The sequence below is a fragment of the Shouchella rhizosphaerae genome (assembly GCF_036700015.1).
Taxonomy (GTDB): domain Bacteria; phylum Bacillota; class Bacilli; order Bacillales; family Bacillaceae_D; genus Shouchella; species Shouchella rhizosphaerae.
This window is the reverse complement of record NZ_CP144921.1, coordinates 1,542,011-1,560,306: the sequence shown is the minus strand read 5'-3', so window position 1 is coordinate 1,560,306 and position 18,296 is coordinate 1,542,011. Positions and strand designations below refer to the sequence as shown.

Annotated in this window: 21 protein-coding genes and 1 riboswitch; of the genes, 20 read left to right on the top strand and 1 reads right to left on the bottom strand. The window is 46.1% G+C overall.

Features of this window, described 5'->3' with window-relative positions:
• Window positions 1–8 precede the first annotated feature (8 nt).
• The 19 genes from atpG to V5G21_RS07745 all read left to right on the top strand — a co-directional run bounded on the left by atpG (window position 9) and on the right by V5G21_RS07745 (window position 16,854).
• Window positions 9–875 carry an ATP synthase F1 subunit gamma gene (atpG, locus tag V5G21_RS07835; protein ID WP_011248686.1) on the top strand — a complete coding sequence of 289 codons (867 nt, stop codon included), beginning with the start codon at window positions 9–11 and terminating at the stop codon, window positions 873–875.
• A gap of 31 nt (window positions 876–906) precedes the next feature.
• The gene (gene atpD / locus V5G21_RS07830; RefSeq protein ID WP_011248685.1) at window positions 907–2,319 is read left to right on the top strand and encodes a F0F1 ATP synthase subunit beta; all 1,413 of its coding nucleotides are present in this window, start codon (window positions 907–909) and stop codon (window positions 2,317–2,319) included.
• Between the two features lie 68 nt (window positions 2,320–2,387).
• Window positions 2,388–2,789, top strand: coding sequence for a F0F1 ATP synthase subunit epsilon (locus V5G21_RS07825; RefSeq protein WP_011248684.1), 402 nt, complete (start codon window positions 2,388–2,390; stop codon window positions 2,787–2,789).
• Between the two features lie 363 nt (window positions 2,790–3,152).
• Window positions 3,153–3,344 carry a DUF1146 family protein gene (locus V5G21_RS07820; protein WP_235360786.1) on the top strand — a complete coding sequence of 64 codons (192 nt, stop codon included), beginning with the start codon at window positions 3,153–3,155 and terminating at the stop codon, window positions 3,342–3,344.
• 91 nt (window positions 3,345–3,435) lie between these two features.
• Entirely contained in the window at window positions 3,436–4,194 is a 759-nt protein-coding gene (locus tag V5G21_RS07815; protein WP_011248682.1) for a YwmB family TATA-box binding protein, read from the top strand.
• Window positions 4,195–4,235: 41 nt separating this feature from the next.
• Entirely contained in the window at window positions 4,236–5,534 is a 1,299-nt protein-coding gene (gene murA, locus V5G21_RS07810; protein ID WP_011248681.1) for a UDP-N-acetylglucosamine 1-carboxyvinyltransferase, read from the top strand.
• A gap of 166 nt (window positions 5,535–5,700) precedes the next feature.
• Window positions 5,701–6,741: a stage II sporulation protein D gene (gene spoIID / locus V5G21_RS07805; protein WP_095254554.1), complete on the top strand. Its 1,041-nt coding sequence runs from the start codon at window positions 5,701–5,703 to the stop codon at window positions 6,739–6,741.
• Between the two features lie 176 nt (window positions 6,742–6,917).
• Entirely contained in the window at window positions 6,918–7,778 is an 861-nt protein-coding gene (locus V5G21_RS07800) for a M23 family metallopeptidase (RefSeq protein WP_011248679.1), read from the top strand.
• A 116-nt stretch (window positions 7,779–7,894) separates the two neighbouring features.
• Window positions 7,895–7,991, top strand: a riboswitch (guanidine-I (ykkC/yxkD leader).
• A gap of 52 nt (window positions 7,992–8,043) precedes the next feature.
• Complete coding sequence (locus V5G21_RS07795; protein WP_011248678.1) at window positions 8,044–8,391, top strand: DMT family transporter; 348 nt, start codon at window positions 8,044–8,046, stop codon at window positions 8,389–8,391.
• A gap of 1 nt (window position 8,392) precedes the next feature.
• A complete protein-coding gene (locus V5G21_RS07790) occupies window positions 8,393–8,707 on the top strand; it encodes a DMT family transporter (RefSeq protein WP_011248677.1) in 315 nt (104 codons plus the stop codon).
• Between the two features lie 179 nt (window positions 8,708–8,886).
• Complete coding sequence (spoIIID, locus tag V5G21_RS07785; protein ID WP_011248676.1) at window positions 8,887–9,174, top strand: sporulation transcriptional regulator SpoIIID; 288 nt, start codon at window positions 8,887–8,889, stop codon at window positions 9,172–9,174.
• Between the two features lie 170 nt (window positions 9,175–9,344).
• Entirely contained in the window at window positions 9,345–10,349 is a 1,005-nt protein-coding gene (locus tag V5G21_RS07780) for a rod shape-determining protein (protein WP_011248675.1), read from the top strand.
• A gap of 12 nt (window positions 10,350–10,361) precedes the next feature.
• Window positions 10,362–11,159 (top strand): flagellar hook-basal body protein, encoded by a 798-nt coding sequence (locus V5G21_RS07775; protein ID WP_011248674.1) that lies wholly within the window; start codon window positions 10,362–10,364, stop codon window positions 11,157–11,159.
• A 13-nt stretch (window positions 11,160–11,172) separates the two neighbouring features.
• Window positions 11,173–11,961 (top strand): flagellar hook-basal body protein, encoded by a 789-nt coding sequence (locus tag V5G21_RS07770; protein WP_035205900.1) that lies wholly within the window; start codon window positions 11,173–11,175, stop codon window positions 11,959–11,961.
• Between the two features lie 21 nt (window positions 11,962–11,982).
• Window positions 11,983–12,345, top strand: coding sequence for a DNA-directed RNA polymerase subunit beta (locus tag V5G21_RS07765; protein ID WP_011248672.1), 363 nt, complete (start codon window positions 11,983–11,985; stop codon window positions 12,343–12,345).
• A gap of 75 nt (window positions 12,346–12,420) precedes the next feature.
• Window positions 12,421–13,935, top strand: coding sequence for a spore germination protein (locus V5G21_RS07760; protein WP_035205963.1), 1,515 nt, complete (start codon window positions 12,421–12,423; stop codon window positions 13,933–13,935).
• Window positions 13,936–13,950: 15 nt separating this feature from the next.
• Window positions 13,951–15,051 carry a GerAB/ArcD/ProY family transporter gene (locus V5G21_RS07755; protein WP_082111935.1) on the top strand — a complete coding sequence of 367 codons (1,101 nt, stop codon included), beginning with the start codon at window positions 13,951–13,953 and terminating at the stop codon, window positions 15,049–15,051.
• Window positions 15,044–16,120 (top strand): Ger(x)C family spore germination protein, encoded by a 1,077-nt coding sequence (locus V5G21_RS07750; protein WP_011248669.1) that lies wholly within the window; start codon window positions 15,044–15,046, stop codon window positions 16,118–16,120. Before V5G21_RS07755 ends, V5G21_RS07750 begins: the two co-directional genes overlap by 8 nt.
• Before the next feature lie 110 nt (window positions 16,121–16,230).
• Complete coding sequence (locus tag V5G21_RS07745; RefSeq protein ID WP_011248668.1) at window positions 16,231–16,854, top strand: FMN-dependent NADH-azoreductase; 624 nt, start codon at window positions 16,231–16,233, stop codon at window positions 16,852–16,854.
• 75 nt (window positions 16,855–16,929) lie between these two features.
• Here the strand turns inward: V5G21_RS07745 and V5G21_RS07740 are convergent, their stop codons facing one another.
• Window positions 16,930–17,688, bottom strand: coding sequence for an alpha/beta hydrolase (locus V5G21_RS07740; RefSeq protein ID WP_011248667.1), 759 nt, complete (start codon window positions 17,686–17,688; stop codon window positions 16,930–16,932).
• 123 nt (window positions 17,689–17,811) lie between these two features.
• Between V5G21_RS07740 and fabZ the strand changes: the two genes are divergently transcribed.
• Window positions 17,812–18,240: a 3-hydroxyacyl-ACP dehydratase FabZ gene (gene fabZ / locus V5G21_RS07735; RefSeq protein WP_011248666.1), complete on the top strand. Its 429-nt coding sequence runs from the start codon at window positions 17,812–17,814 to the stop codon at window positions 18,238–18,240.
• Window positions 18,241–18,296 lie beyond the last annotated feature (56 nt).

Below are 18,296 nucleotides of genomic sequence, written 5' to 3'. Positions count from 1 at the left end.
GTGAACAAATGGCTTCTTTGCGCGACATTAAAAACCGGATAAACTCAACAAAGAAAACGAGGCAAATTACAAAAGCGATGCAAATGGTTTCAGCGGCTAAGCTGAACCGCGCCCAAGAAAAAGCGCAATCGTATGAAGTGTATGCCAAAAAAATGCGCGAAGTCGTTGGCAACATCGCTCAGGCAGGCAGTGATACAAGCCATCCGATGCTTGAAGAACGTCCTGTGAAAAAGACAGGTTATATTTTGATGACATCGGATACCGGCCTTGCAGGCGGCTATAATTCCAGCTTGCTGCGCGATATGATGAAAACCATCAATGAACGCCACGCTTCTGAAGACGAGTATGCGATTATCGTTCTTGGCCGCATCGGCCGCGACTTGCTGCGTACCCGGAAACAGCCGATCATTCAAGAGATGGTTGAGGTCCCTGACCAACCAACTTTTAATGATGTAAGCGGGTTGGCCAAGTCTTCGGTTGAAATGTTTGCCGACGGTGTATTTGATGAATTGTATATTTGGTATAACCATTTTGTGTCACCGATGACGCAACGGGTTACTGAACAAAAACTGCTGCCTCTTGCTTCTGTAAATGAAGGCGACGAGACAAGCAGCACCAGTTTATACGAATTTGAGCCGTCGGAACAACAAATTTTGGAGGCCGTTCTTCCACGTTATGCAGAAAGCTTAATTTATGGCGCTCTTCTTGACGCAAAGGCAAGTGAATTCGGCGCGAGAATGACAGCTATGAGTGCAGCTACTGATAATGCTTCTGCATTAATTGATGAATTGACGCTGTCCTACAACCGAGCGCGTCAAGCAGCAATCACACAAGAAATTACCGAAATCGTTGGCGGTGCAGCCGCACTCGAATAAAACAAATGCTTATTAGTAGGAGGGAAAACGAATGTCAACAGGCCGTATCATTCAAATTACAGGGCCCGTCGTAGACGTGAAATTCCCAAGTGGGCAGCTACCGGAAATCAATAACGCATTGACAGTCAACCAGCAAGGCGCAGCTGATGGCGCCGTTGATGTGAAAGTGACGTTAGAAGTAGCGCTTCACCTTGGAAACGATACAGTCCGCACGGTAGCAATGGGTTCAACTGACGGGCTTATGCGCGGAACAGAAGTCCTAGATACAGGCGGTCCTATCTCCGTTCCTGTTGGAGAAGCAACGCTTGGCCGTGTTTTTAATGTATTAGGTGAAGAGATTGACTTACAGGAGCCTGTGGCTGAGGGGACGCGTCGCGATCCAATCCACCGCGAGGCGCCAAGCTTTGAAGAACTGACAACGACAACTGAAATTCTTGAAACCGGCATTAAAGTCGTTGACTTGCTTGCTCCATATACAAAGGGCGGAAAAATCGGCCTTTTTGGCGGTGCAGGTGTAGGGAAAACGGTCTTAATCCAAGAACTAATCAACAACGTTGCTCTTGAGCATGGCGGTATCTCCGTATTTGCAGGCGTAGGGGAACGGACCCGTGAAGGAAATGACCTTTATCATGAAATGAAAGACGCCGGCGTCATCACTAAAACAGCGATGGTGTTTGGCCAAATGAACGAACCGCCTGGCGCCCGTATGCGTGTCGCTTTGACTGGCTTGACAATGGCCGAGTATTTCCGCGATGAACAAGGCGCAGATGTATTGTTGTTCATTGACAACATCTTCCGGTTTACGCAAGCTGGTTCGGAAGTGTCGGCTTTGCTTGGGCGTATGCCTTCAGCCGTAGGTTATCAGCCAACGCTTGCTACCGAAATGGGTCAGTTGCAAGAGCGTATCACATCGACGAAGAAAGGTTCTGTTACATCGATTCAGGCGATTTATGTACCTGCCGATGACTATACAGACCCAGCTCCGGCGACGACATTTGCCCACTTGGATGCTACAACAAACCTTGAACGTAAATTGACGGAACAAGGGATTTATCCAGCAGTGGACCCGCTTGCGTCAACATCGCGTGCCCTTTCGCCTGAGATTGTCGGTGAAGAGCATTACAATGTTGCCCGAGGCGTGCAACAAACGTTGCAAAAATATCGGGAACTGCAGGATATTATTGCGATTTTAGGGATGGAAGAACTGTCTGAAGAGGATAAATTGATTGTAGCCCGTGCTCGCCGAATCCAGTTCTTCCTCTCACAGAATTTCCATGTCGCTGAGCAGTTTACAGGACAGCCAGGCTCTTATGTGCCGGTTAAAGAAACAATCCAAGGCTTTAAAGACATTCTTGCAGGCAAGTACGACGATCTTCCTGAAGACGCGTTCCGTCTCGTTGGCCGTATTGAAGAAGTCGTTGAAAAAGCCAAGCAAATGGCGTAAATCAATGCACAAGGAAACGGCTTTATCTGTTTCCTTGTCGCCTGATTGCCGACAGAGGAGGGGTACACGTGGCAACGATACAAGTCAGTGTCATCACGCCTGACGGGGCTGTCTATGAAGGAGATGCCGAATTGGTTGTCGTTAAGACAGTGGAAGGCGAACTTGGCATCAAAGCAAAACATATTCCGCTTGTCAGTCCGCTTGCTGTAGGCCCTGCTCGGTTCATCAAAGAAGGGAAAGAAGAACAGGTCGCGGTTTCGAGCGGTTTTGTAGAAGTCAGGCCAGACCATGTCTCTATTCTGGCCGAGGCGGCCGAACGTCCCGAGCAAATTGACACCGAACGTGCCCGAAAGGCAAAAGAACGTGCCGAGCAGCGGTTAGCAAGTGAGCATGTTGACAGAAAGCGGGCGGAAGCAGCCCTTCAACGTGCGATCACAAGAATGGATGTCGCCAAACATAAAGGCGCATAAGCTGGCAACATGTAATCCAACGTAAAAATGTCAAAAATCCCGTGAAATCGTTTAAAGATTAGCGGGATTTTTGACATTTTTTTATTGAAAAACCGGTTATAAAACATAGCAAAAGTGGTATGAAAACGTTAATGGGGCCTCTTTCAACAATTGCTTCATTTTGTGACAAAACGTTCAAAAATAAACTATGTAAAATCGGTAAATCGGGACGTTAATCGCTGGCTTTTTTGAAACAAATCCGTTATGATGGTTAATGGATTGCAATCGTTTGGCTTGACAAGTGCTTGACTGCAATCAACAGCAAGAAATGGGGTCGTTTTTTTGACGGACGGATTAGGTTTGGGAGCATTCATACATATTGTCGTGAATCTTCTTTGTCTTGTAATCGCTTGGTGGGCTCTTGAGTCGTTTCGCTTCGATCTGTTCGTTAAAAATCCAAAAAGCAAACAAGCTGCGTTGCTTCGAGTCATGTGTGCGATTGCTCTTGGTACTTTAGTCGCTCGCTTTCTCCTTGATTACTTTCAAGCAACACAACTTTTGCCCTATTTATTTTAGTGAAAAGAACCCTCATCTTTCATGTATGCATTTTCTCCAAAAGGTAAAAATGGTACTAATAAGACCATGGCGTTAAAGGGAGAGAACGTACATGCAAAAGATGATAAAAGCGGGTTTTTTAGCGTTTGTGATTGGGATTTGCGGTGCAATGGTTTTTGCGCCACTCCATGAAAAAAACAAGGATCAATTGCTTTTTGCGAAAGCAGAAGCGATGCTCGAATTAGCGAGACAGGAACAATTGCATGTCATTAGTTGGCAAGTTCGAGCAAAAGGAAATGAAGAAGTCGTTCATTCTAAAGGCGAGTATGAGCAAAAGGTCGATGCCTTTGCAGCCGAGCATCCAACTTTTGAACGGCAACCTTTGGAATCAAATCAGGACAGTTGGAGTGAAGTGTTCATTCAGGATAGGGGGAACGGCCTGCAAGAAGTCGTTAAGTGGCTTGCTGTAAAGGACGAAGGCCAAATCATCCTGATGAAGTCGTACGAGCTTATAGCGAGTGCCGAAGAATCCGTTTTCGATCAAGCCCTTTTAAAGGAACGCCTGAACCGTTTGGAAATGGAGTCAGCTTTGCTTTTTTACCAATTGACAGCTGAAACAACCACATTAAATGACGATTCGTTGTTCGCAACTGGCAAACGTTACATGGAGCAGCTTGGGGCAACAATCCAAGAAGTGCTGAAAGAAGAAACGTTTGTGTCTTTGTCTGCGTACAATAATGAATGGGACACTGGAATTGCTTTAGAAAACGGAAACAACATGAATGTTCAAGTTGCCTTGAGACAAAACCCAGACTTGGGCCAGCAGACAAGAGTAACTTTAGGAACGCCTATAATTACGACTGAATATTGATAATATAGAAGAGAAAAAATACTGACGCGGAGGGGAATACGTTGGAAAAAATCATTGTCCGTGGCGGCAACAAGCTGCACGGCTCCGTGAAGGTAGAAGGCGCAAAAAATGCCGTTCTGCCTGTCATCGCAGCATCGATATTAGCTGAGCGTGGTGCAAGCATCATTGAAGAAGTGCCATCACTTACAGATGTATATACAATGAAGGAAGTATTAGCGAATTTGAATGTGGGAGTCGAATATGAAAACGGCCGTTTTGCCGTTCGTGCAGACCGCCCACTAAAAACCGAAGCTCCGTTTGAATATGTGCGCAAAATGCGTGCCTCTTTCTTAGTGATGGGCCCGCTTTTGGCACGTGTAGGCCGTGCGAGAATCGCATTGCCAGGCGGTTGTGCCATCGGTTCACGTCCTATCGAACAGCATCTCAAAGGGTTTGAAGCGATGGGAGCAACGGTTGAAATCGGAAATGGCTTTATTGAAGCACGTATTGATGGAAAACTCCAAGGAACAAAAATTTATTTGGATTTCCCAAGCGTGGGGGCAACAGAGAACATTATGATGGCTGCTGTTTTGGCAGAGGGAACAACCATCATTGAAAATGTCGCAGAAGAGCCGGAAATTGTCGATTTGGCCAATTACCTTAATGCCATGGGTGCAAAGGTTCGTGGTGCAGGGACCGGCGTTATTCGCATTGACGGCGTAGACGCTCTCCAAGGAGCCGTCCACTCCGTTATACCTGATCGGATTGAAGCAGGCACTTTTATGGTGGCGGCTGCTATTACAGGAGGCAATGTGTTTGTCGAGGGAGCAATTGCTGAGCACATGCGTCCCCTTGTTGCCAAAATGCGTGAAATGGGTGTCGATATTATTGAAGAAGAAGCAGGTCTGCGGGTAATCGGCCCTGAACAGCTTAAGGCTGTTGATATTAAAACGATGCCACATCCAGGTTTTCCAACAGACATGCAAGCGCAAATGATGGCGTTGCTTCTTCGGGCAGAAGGCACGAGTGTCGTTACGGAAACTGTATTTGAGAACCGGTTTATGCATGTAGAGGAATTCCGTCGCATGAACGGAAACATTAAAATTGAAGGTCGCTCAGCAATTGTATCTGGACCGACAAGTCTACAAGGCGCGGAAGTCGGAGCAACGGATTTAAGGGCTGGTGCAGCGCTTGTGCTTGCGGGACTTGTTGCTGACGGGTATACACGTGTAACGGAATTAAAGCATTTGGATCGTGGATACGTCAATTTAACTGAGAAATTGAAAGCACTAGGCGCAGACATTGAGCGTGTGGAAGAGCATCAAGAAAATGAGTCCTTGGAAGCAGCTGAACTAATCTAAACTATTTCCGGGGAAATGGTCGAATATCGTCAAGAAAGATTGTTTGCCATTATGGAGTATGTCACATTTGCTGACATACTGTCTATGGTCGACAATCTTTTTTGCATACATTTCTGGGGCAGACGTTCATAGACTATAGTGTTGGAACAAATAATGGAGGTCTGCCATGAAACGGATAATCCTATTTGCAGCAATGCTGATCGTCATTGTGCTAATCGTTCCCACTGTAATGGTTGCACTTGTAAAAGACGGCGAAGATTTAACCGAGTCAGCTTTTGGACTAGCCCCGATCGAGAAAAAACAAGAAGCAGGACAAACAGAAGTACGCTCTGAGCAAGTTGCAGCGAAAGACACCAATGGACCTGACATCGCCGTTTATCGCTCCAACGCTGAAGCGGTCGAACAAATCGCTTTGGAAGATTACGTAATGGGTGTGGTAGCGTCTGAAATGCCGGCTGACTATGAAGTGGAAGCTCTTAAGGCACAGGCGTTAGCCGCAAGGACATTTGCTGTCGCGCAAATGAAAAATGGCGACAAAAATGGGGATGTTCCACAAGGGGCGTTAGTAACAGATACAGTTGCCCATCAAGTCTATCAAAGCAAAGATGAATTAAAAGAGAAATGGAAAGACGCGTTCGACTCAAACTGGGAGAAAGTCGAAACGGCAGTACGGGACACGAGCGGGGAAATTATGACGTATGATGGTGAACCAATTACTGCCTCCTTTTTTTCAACAAGCAATGGTTTTACCGAAAATGCCGAAGATTATTGGGAACAAGAAGTGCCTTACTTAAAAAGTGTACCAAGTCCATGGGATAAGCAATCTCCTCGTTTTGCTAATGAAACAGTCATTCCTATAAGTGAATTTGAAGCTGCTTTAGGGATCACACTCCAAAATGATGGTTCAATTGGCACGATTGAAGCGAGAACAGCAGGCGGACGAGTGGAGACGGTAACGTTTGAAAATAAAACATTGTCAGGCCGAGAAGTCCGGGAAGCGCTTGAACTGGATTCATCTGATTTTTCATGGCATGTAAGCAATGGCCAAGTCGTCATACAAACGAAAGGTTGGGGACATGGCGTTGGTATGAGCCAATACGGAGCAAATGGGATGGCCCAAGAAGGAAAAACGTACAAAGACATTGTCCAATATTTCTATAAAGATGTCGAAATTGAAAGCATGGACGAACTTGTCCCGACTAGCTAAACATGCAAGCCGATTGCAACACGATTCATAGAGTAGAAGCCAGCAGCCTGTGAACAAGGGCTGCTGGCTTTTTCGGCAGCGGTGGTGTGGCGCGAATAGCTTTGGAAAAATTTTTTCCTTTGCCATGTATATATTTCTAGCAAAGTGCTCAGAATGGTTGGCAGAGGTGATGAGAAATGAAAGAAGAAAAAAATTCTTCTAAAAAAGTCGATATCCAAAGTTTTATGCGCAAACGTTGGGTTATGCCTGCTGCTTATTTGGTTGTTGGCGCCGGTCTCTTAAGTGCTGTTTTCTTTTTGCAAAATGGGGAGGATAGCGCAGATCCGGAAGAAATGCCAGTGCAAGAGCAGGAAAATCGGCAAGATGAGCCAACTGTTCCTGTTAATGTCGGTAATGAGACATTGCATATGCCTGTGGCGAACGAATCTGATTTTGAGCAAGTAGGGTTCTTCTACGATCCAGAAGCCGATGCACAAGAGCAAGAACAAGCGCTTGTATTTTATGACAATGTTTACCGCCAAAATAAAGGGATTGATTTAGCAAGCAAAGACCAAGAAACGTTCCCTGTTCAGGCGGCAATGAGTGGCACAGTGACGAAAGCGATGAAGGACTCTGTCCTCGGTTATGTAGTTGAAGTCGATCATGGCAACGGCATCACCACTCACTACTCTAGTCTAGAAGGCATTGAAGCCGAACAAGGCGCAGAAATTAGCCAAGGCGATGTAATCGGAAACGCTGGAAGCAATGTGTATGATGAGGAAGCAGGCGTGCATGTTCACTTTGAAATCCGCAAAGACGGAGTGGCCATGAACCCTTACGATGCGTTTAACAAATCACTAGAAGACATCAATGATGCGTTTCCTTTAGGCGAAAAGGATAAGAAAGGCAAAGAGAACGAAGAGCCTGATGAAAATGACAAAGCCAAAGAAAACGAAAAGGATAAAGCCAAGGAAAACGAAAAAGACGGTGACTCTAAGAAAGATAAAGACGAGAACGACAAGCCGGCTGAAAATAAGCCAAATGAGATCGAAGAATAAACCTTTGAGCGCCTAAAAAGGTGCTCTTTTTGTTTACTGTTTTTATGCTCCTTGATGTGCAGGACTTTGTTCTTGAGAGGAAAGCCACTCCGTGCTAGACTAGAGTAAAATGATCGCACAAATGCGCCTAGGGTTCCGCTTCATTTGTAAGGGCTGGTCCGAGAGGTGCACACGGCGTCTGCCGTGACACGGAGGGATAAAAGCCCGGGAGACATTCTATGAATAGCTCCTGGGCTTTTTGTGTGCGTAAGAAGTGGAGGAACAAATGAGTAAACACTGGATATTCATTGTGGTGGCCGCCTGTTTTGAGATCGGCTGGGTCATCGGGCTGAAACATGCTTCAACGATGATGGAATGGGGTTTAACCGTAGTGGCGATACTTGCAAGCTTTGTCCTGCTAATTGCCGCTACAGCAAGGTTGCCTGTTGCGACTGCCTATGCCGTTTTTGTCGGGCTAGGCACGGCAGGGACGGTTATTGCCGAAACTCTCCTGTTTGGTGAGCCATTCGAGCTAGTCAAGGCACTATTAATCGGTTTGCTATTAACTGGCGTCATCGGCTTAAAACTGGTTACGCCAGGGGAGAAACCTAAATCGGAAAAAGGAGTAAGTTGAGATGGCTTGGGTGTATGTGATTGTGGCTGGTTTGTTAGAGATGTTTGGATTGGCGATGATGAACCGTTTTAAGATCGAAAAGACGCTGTTGCCATTGGGGTTGCTTGTCATTGGTTTTTCGGCAAGTTTCTTCCTTTTGTCACTCGCAATGGAAACATTGCCTATGGGCACAGTTTACGCTGTGTGGACGGGAATAGGGGCTTTTGGAGGAGCGGCCATTGGCATGTTTGTTTATGGCGAGCCGAAAACCGCTTCAAGGATTTTTTTCATTTTCCTAATATTAGGTTCGGTCATTGCTTTAAAAGCAGTTAGTTAACCAAACGAACATGTAGCCTTGTTATCTTTTGTACACTTGATAAGCGTGAGCATGGAAATGAAAGGAAGTAGGCCAAAGAGTCAAGAAATGAAGCTTGACCTATGAAAAGATGGTATAACAAGGACGCCTCCCTAATACACTTTACCAATCACCCATACAGAATTAGGGAGGCGAGTCGTGTGCACGATTACATCAAAGAGCGAACTATCAAGATTGGCAAGTACATTGTTGAGACGAAAAAAACGGTGCGAACCATCGCAAAGGAATTTGGCGTCTCAAAAAGTACTGTACACAAGGATCTCACCGAACGTTTGCCGGAAATCAACCCAGAGCTTGCAAATGACGTAAAGGAGATACTTGAGTACCACAAGTCCATTCGCCACTTGCGGGGCGGTGAAGCGACAAAAGTCAAATACAAGAAGACAATTGAAGTGGGAGACCAGCCAATCGTAAAATCACGGCAATAAAATTTCGACAAATTCTTCTTTTCTCCTGTGTTTATGGTACTATTTATACTAGGCATATGTGCGCGTTTCAATTAACCTATACGTTTGTTCGATACATACTTAAATTCATCTAGGCGCACAACTATTCGTTACTATTTACACGTTAAGGAGAATAAGGAGGAAATCGATGTATGTTTGGCCGTGATATTGGAATTGACTTAGGGACAGCGAATGTGCTTATTTATGTGAAAGGCAGTGGGATTGTATTAGATGAGCCTTCTGTCGTTGCTCTTGATACGACAACAAACCGCGTCCTTGCTGTTGGAGAAGAAGCGTTTCGCATGGTTGGACGGACACCAGGAAACATTGTAGCCATTCGGCCGATGAAGGATGGCGTCATTGCAAACTTTGAGATGACAGAGTCAATGTTAAAGCACTTTATGGATAAAATTCAAGTAAAGGGTTTTCTTTCAAAGCCGCGGATTTTAATTTGTTGCCCTACGAATATTACGTCAGTTGAGCAAAAAGCGATTCGCCAAGCAGCGGAAAAGAGCGGCGGAAAGAATGTCTATTTGGAAGAGGAACCAAAAGTGGCGGCCATAGGAGCTGGGATGGATATTTTCCAACCGAGCGGCAATATGGTCGTCGATATAGGTGGCGGCACAACGGATGTAGCAGTGTTATCGATGGGTGATGTTGTCACCGCCTCTTCCATCAAGGTGGCAGGGGATCGTTTTGATTCTGACATTTTATCGTACATAAAAAAAGAATACAAACTGTTAATTGGAGAGCGAACATCCGAAGAAATAAAAAAGCAAGTGGCTACTGTTTTTCCTGGTGCACGTTCAGAGGAAATGGATATCAGAGGTCGCGATATGATAAGTGGCTTGCCGCGTAACATCACCATTTCGACGAAAGAAATTGAAAAAGCACTAGTCGAGTCCGTTGAATACATTGTCCAAGCAGCTAAGCAAGTATTGGAAAAAACACCTCCTGAGTTGTCTGCCGATATTATTGATAAGGGCGTAATGTTAACAGGGGGCGGAGCGCTGTTGCATGGGATGGATACGTTGCTTGCAGAAGAGTTAAAGATCCCTGTATTAATTGCAGAGGAGCCAATGCATTGCGTGGCTAGGGGAACAGGCATTATTTTAGAAAACTTGGACAAGATGTCCAGTAAAAAAGTTCAGTTGTAAAGGAGGAACGGGATGTTAAAAGGGCTATATACAGCAACAAGTGGAATGCTTGCTGCCCAATACCACCAAGATATGCTAGCCAATAATTTAGCCAACGCCCAAACGCCTGGCTATAAAGCAGAGCAATCGGTTTCCAGGGCCTTTCCGACGTTTTTAATGGAAGCGCAAAGTGTTTCTAAGGCAGGCACTGTGCAAAAACAAGGGCTTGGCAGTTTAGCAACAGCCGTTTATTTGCAGGAGCAACAAACGAATGCCCGGCAAGGCGATATTCAAGAAACAGGCAATACGACTGATTTAGCGCTTCTCCAAACGGGACTTGAGGAGAATAACGCTGTCTTTTTTGCTGTGATGACGGAAAATGGTATACGGTATACACGCAATGGCGACTTGCAAGTGGATAGCCAAGGGCGGCTAGCAACTGCAGGGGGGCATTTGCTCCAAAGCACAGAAGGCGGGCCGATTCAAGTCGACTCAGAGGCTTTCTCAGTCGATGAAAGTGGAGCTGTTGTCGTGGCTGGCGAAAACCGGGGTACAATAGAAATCGTATTAGCTGACGACACCAATGAGTTGGAACGGGAAGGCGATGGCTTGTATATGCTGGAAAATGGAGAGTTGCCAAGCGCCCACGGCAATCCAGACATTGATTTTTCGATTCGCCAGGCAGCGATTGAACGCAGCAACGTTGACACAGCAGCATCCATGAATGCTATGCTCAGTGCTTACCGATTATTTGAAGCGAACCAAAAAGTGGTGCAGGCATATGACCAAAGTATGGACAAAGCAGTTAATGAGGTAGGACGTTTAACATAGGGGAGGACGATCAATGAGTATTGGGCATACAGCCGCAGCTACGCTTTCACAGCTGCAAGCAAAGATTGACACGATTTCGAACAATATGGCCAATGCGGAAACAACGGGCTTTAAACGGCGGTCTGCTTCGTTTGCGGATGTTTTGACTTCAGAGTATTTGAACCAACCAAATGAAAACAGACAGACGCCCCATGGCTTGCGAGTCGGCACAGGCGCGAAGTTAGCACAAACGCAAATTCAGTTAGAACAAGGTACGTTACGTGAAACAGGACGCGGGCTCGATTTTGCCTTGACCGAAGCGGATCTCTTCTATAACATTGAGACCGTAGCAGGTACGAGGCTTACGCGTGATGGCACGTTTTACTTTTCTCCACAGGCAGTAGGCAACGGGTTGGAACTCGTAACGAGCGACGGCAACCGTGTGCTTGACAGCGATGGAGAAGCAATTGTCATGCCAGGGGATACGGTTTCCTTGGAATGGAGGGACGGCAATTTGTTTGCTCAACTGCGTAACGGAGGCGAACAGCAAGTTGGTTCTTTTGCGCTAACACGTGTGTTGCGACCGCAAACACTTGAATCTGGAGGCAACAATTTGTATGTTCTTCCAGAGCTTCCAGGCGTTTCAGAAGAAGTGGTGGCCGCAGACGAGCATATGAAACAAAACATGCTCGAACAAGCCAATGTCGATTTAGGCTTGGAAATGGCTGAATTGATGGAGACGCAGCGCCTATTGCAATTTCAAGCGAGGGCTTACTCGTTTGCAGATGATATGGCTGGTCTAGCGAACAACATTCGCCGTTAATGGAGTGAGGAGGTGGCGTGCTTGGCTCAAGACGGACAAACCAAAAAAGCAGATGAGCCTTTGCAACAAGGCGAGGAACCATACGATGTTGAAACAGAGCAGGCAGCTGGACGCCTTGATGTGTCGCCGAATGCCACCCCTGATAAAACAGACGACCCGATGGAAGAGCGAGAAGAAAGGCACGCCGCTGATCTCTATAAACGTGAACGGATTCGCCTGTTCCCTATTTGGCTGCGCCTGATTGTCGTGATGGTGCTGGCAGGTGCATGTTTGCTTTGTGGGCTTGTCATTGGTTTTGGCGTCATAGGCGAAGGGGAGAATATGTGGGATGTCCTCGATCCCGACCTTTGGTACCGCATCATCGATAATATTCAAGGAGACTGAGAAAAACGCAGTCTTCTTTTTTGTATGAATACGACCCTCCTTCGCATACTAACAGAAAAAGAAGGGGGTGTCCGTTTGCCGTTTTTTTTACATAAGAAAAAGAAACAGCCGACATTTCCTGTACTAACTACTCTTGCGGAAGTTCTGCAAGCGGCAAAGCAATCAAGCGATTTTGTGGAACAAGTGGAAGCAAGTAAGGATAGGGAGCCGATTCATGTCTACTATTATCAATCTTTAATAGACATGGAGCGCATTGCCCCAAATGTGCTTCATCCCCTTAAACAAGTCGACGGCATTTCCAACAAAGCATTAAAAGAAGCATTGTATAGCGCCGAGGTGGAACAGCTTGAGGACGCAATGGAAATAGAAAAGCGGCTATTAAAAGGGAGCGTACTTATTTCTTTTAAGGAAAAGGGAGCATGGCAAAACTGGTTAGTTGATTTGGCTTACATGAAAGGCCGGGAAATGAATGTCCCTGAAATAGAATTCAGTGTATTTGGCTCGAAGGAATCATTTATTGAAGCAGTGGAAACGAATCTAGCGTTGCTGCGCAAAAGAATCCCTTCGTCCGATTTGCATATGGTTAAATTCGTCGTTGGAAGCGAAACGAAAACGGACGTATACGTCATCTACTGTGCCTCGATTGCCAATAAAGAAAATGTCCAAACGGTGAAGCAACGAATCAAAGGCTTGCAAATTGATCAAGTTCCCGACTCATCAACGATTTTACAAGTGATTCAAGATAATAACAATTCAGTTTTCCCGCAGCTCGTCGATACAGAACGACCTGATCGGACGGCGGGGGCATTGCTTGAAGGAAAAGTAGCCGTGCTCGCAGATGGATCTCCGCAAGCATTGCTTGCCCCGGTGACGGCGCTTGAATTTATTGTCGCCTTTGAGGATTATTTATTATCTTGGCATACAGCCTCTATGCTCCGGATTATCCGGATAGGCGCAGTTTTGTTTTCCATTTTTGCAACGCCGTTGTATGTGGCGGTATTATCCTACCATCCGGAAATGATTCCCCAGGATTTGTTTGCGACACTTGTCGTCTCACGCACTGCGGTGCCGTTTCCGCCCATTATAGAAGCGTTGTTTTTAGAAGTAACGATCGAACTTCTTCGCGAAGCGGGAGCAAGACTGCCCACAAAAATTGGCCAAACCATCGGCATTGTCGGCGGGATTGTTATCGGGACGGCAGCAGTAGAAGCCGGGTTAACGAGCAATGTCTTATTGATTATTGTGGCTCTCGCTGCCCTTGCTTCTTTTACTATTCCAGTCTATCGCATGGGCACGACGATTCGGATTGTCCGCTTTCCGTTTATATTGGCTGCCCAAATATGGGGATTGATCGGCATTGCCATTATGTTGATCTTTACTCTGTGCCATCTGCTTTCGCTGACCTCTTTAGGAAGGCCGTATATGGAGCCGATCTATCCATTTTCCTTCAAAGACATGAAAGACTCTGTCATTCGTTTACCGATTTCGCAGCAAACGATGCGTCCTCGTTTTTTGCAAGCAAAGCAGCAAAAGCGTTTCTTCCCGAAACACAACCGACAGCAAAAGCCTGATATTGATGACGGCTATTAAAGGAGGAAAACGATTGTGGCTACTGAACTGCCAAGCAGCGTAAAAGTCCCTCCGTACATGGCGTTTTTTCTTGTGCATGGTATGCAGGTCGGCGTAGGCATCCTCGGCTTTTCACGCTATATTGCTGATGTAGCTGGCTATCGAGCATGGATTGCCGTTCTGCTTGCCGGGGCGGTGAACCAACTCATTATTTGGATGGCTTTTCGGATAATCAGCAAAGCGGAGAGCGGGGATCTCTATGGGGTGGCGAAGCAAGCGTTTGGAAGGTGGGGCGGCGGGCTCGTTGTGTTTCTGTTTGTCTTCTATTTCGCAATGCTGGCAGTCGTCGTGTTGCGAACTTATATCGAAGTCATCCAAGTATGGATTTACCCAGAATTGATGACTTGGTCAATGGCACTGATCATTTTATTGGTGGAGTACTATGCGATTGTAAAAGGGTTTCGGGTAGTGGCAGGTTTAAATTTTATATTTGTGCTTATACCGACCCTTTTATGGCCAACTGTGCTGCCCGTACTTGAATTTGCAGAGTGGTACCATTTGACCCCTTTGTTTGACACTACGTGGAAGAAACAAATAGAAGCAGCGCTCCTGTTGACGTTAAGTTTTTCAGGTGCAGAATTGCTGCTTGTGTACGCGCCTTTTTTAAAGAAGGGCAAAGGACTACAACTTTCAGCCCATTTAGGTTCAGCATGTACAACGCTCGTCTACTTGCTCGTTGTATTTGTCACCTTTCTTTATTATAGCCACGAACAATTGACGCTCACCATTTGGCCTACGCTAAGTGCATGGAAAGTCGTGTCTCTCGTCTTTATTGAACGGATCGAGTATTTGTGTATCGCGATATGGCTGACTGTCATCTTTCCAAACATTGCCCTTGCGATTTGGGCAAGCAGCAGGCTATTAAAACAACAGCTCGGTGTTCGGCACCGCACGACGGCAAAAGTGGTTGTTTTTCTTGTGTTTATCGCCACCATTCAATTCGATACGCGCAGAGCGATCAATGCGTTGAACGATGGAATGAATTATGTCGGTCCGCTTTTTATTTTCGGTCTTCTTCCACTTTTATGGGCTGTCAGCTTGTTTTTGAAAAAGAAAGGGGACGCTTCCCATGTATAAGGCCTTGAAAGTATCTATGCTGGCGCTTCTCCTTTTCTTGCCCCTTTTCTCCGTCGTAACGACAAGGGTGATCGATGAGCTCCAATTGATCTCGGTCATTGGCTTTGATAAAGGGGGAGAGGGCGCTATAAAAGGGACTGTTAGCTTGACCTCATATTCGGTTGAAGAAGCAACGAAAAATACGGCGCTGTCAGCGGAATCTAATTCGACGCGAGCGCTCCGGCTGAAATTTAACAGCATGTCTTCCCGTCCACTCCATGGAGGGAAAATATCATCGATTTTGCTAGAAGACCAGTTAGCGGAAGGCGGCATTTTTGATGTGCTTGATACGTATTACCGCGATCCGACTGTAGCAACGAAAGCGTATTTGAGTGTGACCAATGGGACAACGCAGGGGCTCCTAAATGTGCAATTCCCATTGCAATCTGAAATTGGCGCCTATTTAAAAGACATGCTCGACCATAACATTACACAAGGCAACTTGCCGCAATCGAATATGCACTTGTTTATGAGGGCTTATTTTGAAAAAGGCCATGACCCGTTTTTGCCGTACCTTTCCTATAGCGAGCGAAATTTGCAAGTAGATGGAATAGCTCTTTTTAAACAGGACCGTTTAATTGATACACTGAACTTAGAAGAATCGTTTTTGCTTAAGTTATTAACGGATGGTTATCAAAGCGGGGGCGTGCTTGAAGTGCGAGTGGATGAGGGCAAACATGTCGCCGTTTTGCGTGAGCTGCGCTCTGATGCTGATGTGCATGTTGATTTAAAAACACGGACACTATTCATTGATGTCGGATTGCGGACACGACTTAGTGAATACTCAGGCGGGCTTTTGGAAGAAGAGAAGTTGCAACATATTACTTCAGAAACAAATGCTTCCTTGCAGGAAGGAATGAAGCAGCTTTTGCAAAACTTGCAGGAAAAAGAAGTAGATCCAGTTGGTTTTGGCGCCAGACAGATCGGAAAGAATGGGCTAAACGAAGAAGAGTGGTACCAGCTATATAGCACGCTAGCTGTCGATGTTCGAGTAAGTACCCACATTGTGGAATCTGGTGTCAGCCAATAACAGTTTCAAAAAGGAGACTGACGATCAAAAAAGTGCCTACTAGACGATTAAAATGGAAGGTGTACAATAGTACATGCGACAATTATTCGTAACTAGGAGGAACTTGTAACATGGCAACAGTGTTAATGATAAATGCAAGCGACCGTCTTGAACAAGGCGTGAGCGTGAAAATGTATAATCAATTTTTGAATTCGTATAAGGAAGCCCATCCTAATGATACAGTGGAAGAGCTCAACTTGTTCGCTGAAAAACTTCCTTATTACGGGAATACAGCAATTACCGGCCAATATAAAAAAGCGCAAGGCGTGGAACTGACTGGCGAGGAAAAAGAAATCGTGGAGACGATTGAACGCTATCAAGAACAGTTCCTGAATGCTGATAAAGTCGTCTTTGCCTTTCCATTGTGGAACTTCACAGTGCCTGCACCGCTTATTACGTATTTGTCCTATCTTGCGCAAGCAGGCAAGACGTTCCGCTATACGGAAACGGGCCCAGTTGGACTCGTTGGTTCTAAAGAAGTCGCTTTGTTAAATGCCCGTGGCGGCGTTTACTCGAACGAAGAGATGGCAGCTTTAGAAATGGCGGCAAACCTTGTTCGGACAACGATGGCATTCTGGGGCATCACTCAACCAGTAGAAGTCATTATTGAAGGCCATAACGCCGCCCCGGACCAAGCAGATGCGATCATTTCTGAAGGCTTGGAAAACGTTAAAAAAGCGGCCGTTGCCTTTTAATAGAAAACATGCGCCAGTTGCCAGTCAGGCAACTGGCGCTTTTTCAATTATGCCCTGTATGCGCCGCGTGCCCCTTTATTTCAATAACCCATCTTTTCGCAACGACAAAAGCCAGTTGTCGATGCAACGATCCCAATAATCCCATGTATGGCCACCTGGCCCTTCAGAATAGACTAAAGACGCGCCTACTTGCCGGGTCTCCTCTAGAAAAGAGGTATTTATATCATACAAAAAATCCTCCGTTCCACAATACTGGTACAGGTGCGGGAGTTTGATTTTTTCGGCGATGCTTGTTTTCAGCAAAGCGATTAAATCGCCCCCTGATTGATGGAGAGAAAGGGATTCGCCAAACACGGCTTTCATATGGGGGATTCTCTCCGGGATAGGTGCTTCCAATAGACTTTTTAAATCAAGGGCGCCTGAAAAGCTAGCTGCGGCCTGAAAGCGCTCAGTATTGTGAAGCGCCCATTTGAATGCGCCAAAACCGCCCATCGACAATCCAGCAACAAACTGGTCTTCCCGTTTGTCCGAGAATGGGAAAAGCCGGGCAAGCCGCTCAGGCAATTCGTCTGCTAGAAAGGTGAAATAAGGGCTACCGTAAACCATATCGGTATAAAAGCTCAAGTCGACATTCGGCATGACAACAGCGATTTGCTCTCGAATTGCATAACGCTCAATGCTTGTTTGCCGCAGCCAGGCAGAATGGTCGTCGCTCCACCCATGAAGCAAGTATAATGTTTTGAAGGGCGGCGGCGCTTCATCGGGCAAAATGATCGCCAAGCTTGTTTGTTTTCCTAATGTTTGGGAATGAAACTGCATCGTTATGAGAGCCATTAATTAAACGCCTCCTTAACCTAATTATAGCCTATTTGAAATCGCTTTCATAGAGGGGTGCTGCCGATAGCCAGGCAATATGGTAAGATAAAGCGGGAAAGATTCGAAAGAGGAGGCGATCCGATGTTAACGGTTGAAGAAATTAAAGCCCTTATCCCCCACCGCTACCCGTTTTTGCTTGTTGATAAAGTGATTGAGCTTGAAGCGGGCAAACGAGCGGTCGGCATTAAAAATGTTACGATCAATGAAGAGTTTTTTAATGGCCATTTTCCCCATTATGCGGTGATGCCTGGTGTCCTTATTGTTGAGGCACTGGCACAAGTGAGCGGAGTGGCAATCGCAAAAGCGCAGGAAGGAACGAACAAAGTCGGCTTGTTTGCCGCCATCGACGGCTGTAAATTTAAACGCCCTGTCCGGCCTGGAGACCAACTGCGGTTAGAAACTGAGATTACGCGTGTAAAGGGCCCGATTGCCAAGGCGACTGGAACGGCCTACGTCGATGGAGAAGTGGCCGCACAAGCAGAAATGACGTTTGCCTTTAAAGACGTCTAGGAATTTTACATCTTTTTTGTTGTTCTTTCAGATGCGATTCAAGAGAACAAACCCTT